The sequence below is a fragment of the Oceanibaculum sp. genome, assembly GCF_022449305.1.
GTDB classification, from domain to species: domain Bacteria; phylum Pseudomonadota; class Alphaproteobacteria; order Oceanibaculales; family Oceanibaculaceae; genus Oceanibaculum; species Oceanibaculum indicum.
Genome location: NZ_JAKUSO010000048.1, coordinates 20105 through 27963, shown reverse-complemented (window position 1 = coordinate 27963; position 7859 = coordinate 20105). Strand labels below are relative to the sequence as shown.

Annotated in this window: 4 protein-coding genes; 1 reads left to right on the top strand and 3 read right to left on the bottom strand. The window is 64.6% G+C overall.

Features of this window, described 5'->3' with window-relative positions:
* On the top strand, positions 1-2606 hold a 2606-nt coding region (gene uvrA, locus MK313_RS13585; RefSeq protein ID WP_287782196.1), incomplete at its 5' end, for an excinuclease ABC subunit UvrA.
* 223 nt (positions 2607-2829) lie between these two features.
* On the opposite strand, the gene MK313_RS13580 is transcribed toward uvrA, so the two are convergent.
* The 3 genes from MK313_RS13580 to MK313_RS13570 all read right to left on the bottom strand — a co-directional run bounded on the left by MK313_RS13580 (position 2830) and on the right by MK313_RS13570 (position 7824).
* On the bottom strand, positions 2830-5478 hold the full coding sequence (locus tag MK313_RS13580) for a valine--tRNA ligase (protein ID WP_287782194.1): 2649 nt from the start codon (positions 5476-5478) through the stop codon (positions 2830-2832).
* A gap of 163 nt (positions 5479-5641) precedes the next feature.
* The gene (locus MK313_RS13575; RefSeq protein WP_008943533.1) at positions 5642-6262 is read right to left on the bottom strand and encodes a DUF2497 domain-containing protein; all 621 of its coding nucleotides are present in this window, start codon (positions 6260-6262) and stop codon (positions 5642-5644) included.
* Positions 6263-6390: 128 nt separating this feature from the next.
* Positions 6391-7824 carry a TolC family outer membrane protein gene (locus tag MK313_RS13570; protein WP_287782192.1) on the bottom strand — a complete coding sequence of 478 codons (1434 nt, stop codon included), beginning with the start codon at positions 7822-7824 and terminating at the stop codon, positions 6391-6393.
* Between the last annotated feature and the right edge of the window lie 35 nt (positions 7825-7859).

Below are 7859 nucleotides of genomic sequence, written 5' to 3'. Positions count from 1 at the left end.
CGGCGATTTCCATCGAGCAGAAGACGACCTCGAAGACTCCGCGCTCCACCGTGGGCACGGTCACCGAGATCTACGACTATATGCGCCTGCTGTTTGCGCGGGTCGGCATCCCCTACTCACCTGCAACCGGCCTGCCGATCGAAAGCCAGACGGTCAGCCAGATGGTGGACCGCATCGTGGCGATGCCGGAAGGCACGCGCCTCTACCTGCTGGCCCCCATCGTGCGCGGCCGCAAGGGTGAATACCGCAAGGAGCTGCAGGAGCTGCAGAAGCGCGGCTTCACCCGCGTGAAGATCGACGGCGAGCTGTACGAGATCGACGAGGCGCCGGCGCTGGACAAGAAGCGCAAGCACGATATCGAGGTGGTGATCGACCGGCTGGTGGTGCGCGACGGCCTGGCGACGCGGCTGGCCGATTCGCTGGAAACCGCGCTGGAGCTGGCCGACGGCCTGGCCATCGCGGAAAATGCCGATGGCGGCGAGCGGACGATCTTCTCCGCCAAGTTCGCCTGCCCGGTCAGCGGCTTCACCATCGACGAGATCGAGCCGCGCCTGTTCTCCTTCAACAACCCGTTCGGCGCCTGCCCGGCCTGCGACGGGCTTGGCACCAAGATGTATTTCGACCCCGAGATGGTGGTGCCGAACGACACGCTGAGCCTCGCGGAAGGCGCCATCGCGCCCTGGGCCAATTCCTCCTCGCAATATTACAAGCAGACGCTGGAGAGCCTGGCCAAGCATTTCGGCGTGAAGATGCGCACGCCCTTCCGTGACCTGCCGGAAGAGGCCCGCAACGGCGTCCTGTTCGGTACCGGCGCGGATGCGGTCGAAATGACCTTCGACGATGGCTTGCGCAAATACACCACGAACAAGCCGTTCGAAGGTATCGTGCCCAACCTCGCCCGCCGGTTCCGCGAGACCGACAGCGCCTGGGTGCGCGAGGAGCTGGGCCGCTTCCAGTCCGTCACCACCTGCGAGACCTGCCATGGCCAGCGGCTGAAGCCAGAGGCGCTGGCGGTGAAGCTGGACGGACGCAACATCTCGGAAGTGGCGGAATTCTCCGTGGCAGAGGCGCATGACTGGTTCGGCCGCCTCTCCGGCACGCTCACCGACAAGCAGAACGAGATCGCCGGCCGTATCCTGAAGGAAATCAACGAGCGCCTCGGCTTCCTGATGAATGTCGGCCTCGACTATCTGACGCTGTCGCGCGCCTCGGCCACGCTGTCGGGCGGCGAGAGCCAGCGTATCCGCCTCGCCTCGCAGATCGGGTCCGGCCTCACCGGCGTGCTCTATGTGCTGGACGAGCCCTCCATCGGCCTGCATCAGCGCGATAATGACCGGCTGCTGGCCACGCTGCGCCGGCTGCGCGACATCGGCAATACGGTGATCGTGGTCGAACATGACGAGGATTCGATCCGCGCCGCCGATTATCTGGTCGATATGGGACCGGGTGCGGGCGCGCATGGCGGCACGGTGGTGGCGATGGGCACACCGGCCGAGGTGATGCAGAACCCGGCCAGCATCACCGGCCAGTATCTGACCGGCATGCGCCAGGTGCCGGTGCCGGCGAAGCGGCGCAAGGGCAAGAAGGGCCAGGTGCTGCGGCTGAGCGGCGCTACCGGCAATAATCTGAAGAATGTCTCGGTCGATATCCCGCTTGGCACCTTCGCCTGCGTGACCGGCGTGTCGGGCGGCGGCAAATCCACCCTCATCATCGACACGCTCTACAAGGCGCTGGCCCGGCGGCTGCACAATGCGCGCGAACATGCGGCCCCGCATGACCGGATCGACGGCATCGAGCTGATCGACAAGGTGATCGACATCGACCAGTCGCCGATCGGCCGCACCCCGCGCTCCAACCCCGCCACCTATACTGGCGCCTTCACGCCGATCCGCGACTGGTTCGCCGGGCTGCCGGAGGCGAAGTCGCGCGGTTACGCGCCGGGCCGTTTCTCCTTCAATGTGAAGGGCGGGCGCTGCGAGGCATGCCAGGGCGACGGCGTCATCAAGATCGAGATGCACTTCCTGCCCGACGTCTATGTCCAGTGCGATGTCTGCAAGGGCAAGCGTTACAACCGCGAGACGCTGGAAATCCACTTCAAGGGCAAGTCCATCGCCGATGTGCTGGACATGACGGTGGAGGATGCGGCGCAGTTCTTCCAGGCCGTCCCCTCGATCCGCGACAAGATGGAAACGCTGGAGCGGGTCGGCCTCGGCTATGTCCATGTCGGGCAACAGGCCACCACCCTCTCAGGCGGCGAGGCGCAGCGCGTGAAGCTGGCGAAGGAGCTCTCCCGCCGGGCCACGGGGCGCACCCTCTATATCCTCGACGAGCCGACCACCGGCCTGCATTTCGAGGATGTGAAGAAGCTGCTGGAAGTGCTGCACGCGCTGGTCGATCAGGGCAACACGGTGCTGGTGATCGAGCATAATCTGGAGGTCATCAAGACCGCCGACTGGGTCATCGATCTGGGGCCGGAAGGCGGCACCGGCGGCGGCGAGATCGTCGCCATCGGCACGCCAGAGGAAGTGGCCGAGAACCCGCGCAGCCACACCGGACGCTATCTGAAGCCCTATCTCGGCGCGGCAGCGGAAAAGAAGCTGGCGTAAGCCACAAGCTGTCCGCTCAAGCAGACAGTTCGCACCTGCAACAGGCTTTCCAGAATCAAACTCCACCCGTCACCCCCGGGCTTGTCCCGGGGGGGCCAGGTTTCAGCCTGCTCAACTGATGCCAGCGTCAGCTCAACAGTGGATTCCCGGCACAAGGCCGGGAATGACGGAAAGCATATTAAAGCGCTGGAACCGTTAGGCTTTCAGCCTTCAGGAGCCGGGTCTACACCGCCGCCAGGCGCTGCAGGGCCGCCGACAGCTTGTCGCGCGTCGCTTCGGCGTCGGCCTTGCGCTCATGATTTTCCTCGACCACTTCGGGCGGTGCCTTGGCGACGAAATTCTCGTTCGCCAGCTTGGCGGCGATCTTCCTAATCTCCGCCTCCACCTTGTCGATTTCCCTGGTCAGGCGCTGCTTTTCCGCCGAGACATCGATCAGCTCGGCCAGCGGCAGGGCCAGCGTGGCCTCGTCCAGGACGATCTGCACTGCCCCCCTGGCGGTTTCATCCACCGTCTCGACCCCGGAGAGCCGGGCCATCCGCAGGATGATGTCGTTATGCGCCGCAAACCGAGCCAGCGTGGCGGCACTGGCGCCCTTCACCTGCAGCGGTGCCTTGGCTGCGGGCGGCACATTCATGTCGCTGCGCACCGAGCGGATGTCGGAGATCAGCCGCACCAGCCATTCCATCTCGGCATCGGCTTCCGGATCGATCAGGCTGTCCGGCAGGTCCGGGAAGGATGCCGAGATCAGCAGCCCGCCGCGCTTCTCGGCAAGGGCGTTCCACAGCTCCTCGGTGATGTAGGGCATGACCGGATGCAGCATCAGCAGGATCTGGTCCAGCGCCCAGCCGGTCATCGCCCGGGTTTCGGCCTTGGCGGCCTCATCCTCGCCCAGCAGGATCGGCTTGGTGAATTCCAGATACCAGTCGCAGAAGCTGCCCCAGATGAACTGGTAGGCCGCACCAGCAGCATCGTTAAACCGATAGGTTTCAAGGGCCTGCGAAATCTTCTTCGCCGTCCGCACAACCTCGCCGGCGATCCAGCGGTTGACCCGCTGCTTCGCCGTGGCGGGATCAAAGCCCTCGACAGCCTGCGCCCCATTCATCTCGCAATAGCGCGCTGCGTTCCACAGCTTGGTGGCGAAGTTGCGATAGCCCTCGACCCGGCTTTCGGCCAGCTTGATGTCCCGCCCCTGCCCGGCCTGCGCCGTCAGGGTAAAGCGCAGCGCATCGGCGCCGAACCGGTCGATCAGGTCCAGCGGGTCGATGACATTGCCCTTGGACTTCGACATCTTCTGGCCGCGCTCGTCACGCACCAGCGCGTGGATATAGACGGTCCGGAACGGGATATCCTTCTCGAAATGGATGCCCGCCATCATCATCCGGGCGACCCAGAAGAAGATGATGTCCAGACCCGTGACCAGCACGTCGCCGGGGTAATAGCGCTTCAGCTCCGGCGTCTCGTCCGGCCAGCCCAGAGTCGAGAACGGCCACAGGGCGGAGGAGAACCAGGTGTCCAGCACGTCCGGATCGCGGGTCAGCTCGACCGGCTTGCCATAGTGCTTCGTGGCGGCTTCCTGCGCCTCCTCCTCGGTTTCCTCGACGAAATATTGACCGTCCGGGCCGTACCAGGCCGGAATCTGATGGCCCCACCAGAGCTGGCGCGACACGCACCAGGGCTGGATGTTGCGCATCCACTCGTAATAGGTCTTTTCCCACTGCTTCGGCACGAACTCGGTCTTGCCGGTCTCCACCGCTTCCAGCGCCGGCTTGGCCAGCGTGGCGGCATCGCAAAACCACTGATCGGTCAACCAGGGCTCGATGGCCACGCCGGAACGGTCGCCATGCGGCACGGTATGCGGGTGATCCTCGATCTTCTCCAGCAGGCCCAGCGCCTCGATATCGGCGACGATCTTCTCGCGCGCCTTGTAGCGCTCGAGTCCACGATAGGCTTCCGGTGCGTTCTCGTTCATCCGCGCCTCGCGGTCGAGAACGTTGATCATCTCCAGATTATGCCGCTTGCCGACCTCGAAATCGTTGAAGTCATGCGCCGGGGTGATCTTCACCGCGCCGGTGCCCTTCTCCGGATCGGAATAGTCATCGGCGATGATCGGTATTTTCCGGCCGACCAGCGGCAGCTCGACCATCTGGCCAACCAGATCGGTAAACCGCTCATCCTCGGGATGTACGGCAACGGCGGTGTCGCCCAGCATGGTTTCCGGGCGTGTGGTCGCCACAGTGATCGAGCGGCCGCTGCCATCGGCCAGCATGTAGCGGAAATGCCAGAGCTTGCCCTTCACCTCGCGCGGCTCAACCTCCAGGTCGGAAATCGCGGTCAGCAGGCGCGGGTCCCAGTTCACCAGCCGCTTGTCGCGGTAGATCAGCCCTTCCTTGAACAGCCGCACGAAGACCTTGCGCACTGCCTTCGACAGGCCCTCATCCATGGTGAAGCGCTCGCGCTCCCAATCCGCCGAGGCACCCAGCCGGCGCAGCTGATTGATGATCGTACCGCCGGATTCCGCCTTCCACTCCCACACCTTCTCGACGAATTTCTCGCGGCCGAGATCGTGCCGGGTGACCTGCTGGGCCTCAAGCTGGCGTTCCACCACCATCTGGGTGGCAATGCCGGCATGGTCGGTGCCCGGCTGCCACAGCACGTCATAGCCCTTCATCCGGTGATAGCGGATCAGGATGTCCTGCAGGGTGAAGGTCAGCGCGTGGCCCATATGCAGGCTGCCGGTAACGTTCGGCGGCGGCATCATGATCGTGTAGGGCGTCTTGCCCGACTTGGGGTCGCAGCGGAAGGCGCCGCTCTTCTCCCATTCCGGGTACCATTTCGCCTCGATCGCGGCCGGCTCGAACGTCTTGCCCAGCATTCTCGAAAATCCTCGGTTTCGTCTGGTCTTGTGGGGAGTAAGGGACCAAGCCGCCTTATCTACGACAAGCAGCCCGCCCTGCCAACGGCAAACGCCAAGTCATAACGCCAAGAACCGCCAGTCATCCCTGCGGGATGGGCGGGCCGGGCGGCGGCAAAGTCCGTCATTCTTCGGGGTGGCGCTGTCCCTGCCGTGCGATCCGCTCGATCTCCTCGCGGACCAGCCGCTCGACGATGTGCGGCAAATTCTTGTCGAGCCAGTCCTTCAACATCGGCCGCATGACCTCCTTGGTCAGCGATTCCAATGTCTTGTGGCCGGCGCCGATGGGCAGTTCCGGATGCCGTGCCTCCAGGGTGGAGGTCAGGTTGGCGAAGGCTGAAACGGCCTCATCCCGCTTCGGCGGGGAGACCAGCCCTTCATCCTCTTCCTCGAAGTCGGGCTGCGGCGGTGGCGCGGCCTGGGCGCGACGCCGCTGTTCCTCGAACAGCGGCTCGACTTCCGCCTCTTCCTCGACCTTCTCGGTAAGGTCGAGGATATCTTCCTCTTCCTCCTCCGGAACGAAGGCTTCTTCCTCGATTTCGGGTTCCGGCTCGAATTCCGGTTCCGGCTCCTCGGCGGGCACCGGTTCGAAATCGACCTCTGGCTCGGGTTCGGGTTCCGGCTCGGCTACAGGCTGTGGCTTCGGCGCAGGCTTGGCCGCCTTTGGCGCCGGCGCAGGTTCGGCTTCGTCAGCCGCGCCGTCTTCGGAGATAATGCGCCGGATCGACGCAAGTATCTCCTCCATTGACGGTTCTTCTGCCCTGTTTTCGCTCATCTTACCGCCAGATAATGATATTTCTCTTCACAGTAGAACAGAATATGCCCCTTGGCTAGCACCCGGCGCTATTCATCCGCAGTGCCGGCAATACCGCCTCAATCCTCTGAAATATCGAAGCCCCACCAGCGTCCGCGGGTCTCCCGGTAGTGCTTCTCGAAATCGTAGAACTGCACCTGCAGCCCAAGGTCACGGGCCGTCAGGCTGCCAATGGCCGTCAGCAGTTCCAGCTTGTAGACAATCTCGTCGCGCTGCGCCGACACCAGGCTGACCTGCGCGTTCAGCAGTTCCTGCTCAGCATCGAGGATATCGAGGATGGTGCGCGAGCCCACCTTCGCCTCTTCCTGCACGCCATCCAGCGCGATCTCGGCGGCACCGATGACGGTGACCAGCGATTCGATACGGGCCTTCGCCGCGGCCAGATTGTCATAGGCCGCCGCGGCGTTGGAAACGGCAGTACGGCGGGCATCCTCCAGCGCGTTCTGCGCGCGGGTTTCCTGCTGCTTCGACTGCCGCACGCGGGAGCTGACCGAGCCTGACTGATACAGTGGCACGGTGACGGTGGCGAAGACCGACGCCTCATCCGTGCGCGAATCGCGCAGCTGCTGGTTCTCGAACCGGCTGACTTCGACGCTGAGATTCACCTGCGGCAGCGTCTCGCCGAAAATCTGTCGGGTCTGCGCCTCGACCGAATCAATCGAGAAACGCTGGGTCAGCACATTCGGGTTGTTGCGCGAGGCTTCCGTCAGCACGGCTTCCCGGTCGCCCGGCGTGTCCAGCGGCACATCCGGCTCGCTGAGCCGCGTCGGCGCGATGCCGACAACCTGGATAAAGCGCTCGCGCGAAGCGGCCAGCTGGCCTTCCGCCGCGACGCGGTCCGCCTGCGACTGGGCAAGCCGCGCTTCCGACTGCGACACGTCCGTGCGGGTAACCTCGCCGACATTGAACTGGTCGCGCGTCGCTTCCAGCTGGCGCTGCAGGCGCTGCACATTGTTGACGCGCAGCTCCAGCGTCGCCTCGTCGCGGATCACATTCATGTAGGCGGTCGCGGCCTGCAGGAAAATCTGCTGCTCGGTCGAGATCAGCTGGGCGCGCTGGGCCTGGATGCTGGCTTCCGCACGGTCGGTCTCGGCGGTGGTTCGGCCGCCGCGATAGAGCGGCTGGTTCACCGAGAAGGTGGCGCGGGACGGCGTGCGGGTATTGCTGCTCTGCGTGTCTTCGACACCGAAACGCTCGACTTCCGTCGTGGTCCGGCCGATCTCGCCGGACACGCTGACGGTCGGCCGCCAGTTGGACAGCGCCTGCGCCAGGCTTTCATCCGTCTCGCGCAGCCGGGCGCGCTGGGCCTGCAGCACCGGGTTGGTCTCGTAGGCCAGCGCCAGCGCCTCGCTCAGCGTCTGGGCGGATACCGATGACGGCGACAGGGCGGCCAGCGCGGCGAAGGCGGCACCGCCCAGTAGTAGACCGCGCCACCGCGAACGGCGCGCCGGATCGGCCATGGTCTGGTTTGCGCCGGCAAGCTTTGGCAGCATCGTGAGGCCTCTCCGATTTGGCGACAGAATATCCA